The sequence below is a fragment of the Dermacoccus sp. CCH2-D9 genome (assembly GCF_001556795.1).
GTDB lineage: Bacteria > Actinomycetota > Actinomycetes > Actinomycetales > Dermatophilaceae > Dermacoccus > Dermacoccus nishinomiyaensis.
Genome location: NZ_LSJT01000048.1, coordinates 1 through 241 on the forward strand (window position 1 = coordinate 1; position 241 = coordinate 241).

Annotated in this window: 2 tRNA genes; both read right to left on the bottom strand. The window is 62.2% G+C overall.

From position 1 onward, the window contains the following. Nucleotides 1–56 precede the first annotated feature (56 nt). A tRNA-Cys gene (locus tag AX669_RS04345) sits at nt 57–127 on the bottom strand. Between the two features lie 38 nt (nt 128–165). Next, nucleotides 166–238: transfer RNA gene (locus AX669_RS04350), tRNA-Gly, on the bottom strand. Nucleotides 239–241: the final 3 nt, after the last annotated feature.

Consider the following 241-nt stretch of genomic DNA (forward strand, 5'->3'; position numbering starts at 1 on the left):
GAACCAGTGACCTCTTCCGTGTCAAGGAAGCGCGCTACCGCTGCGCCAATCGCCCGAGGTGGAGACGGGATTTGAACCCGTGTAGACGGCTTTGCAGGCCGTTGCCTCGCCTCTCGGCCACTCCACCGAACACGGTTCGCACCGTGCGTGTCCAAGAAGACACAGAGCGGACAACCGGGCTCGAACCGGCGACCTCAACCTTGGCAAGGTTGCGCTCTACCAACTGAGCTATGTCCGCCTG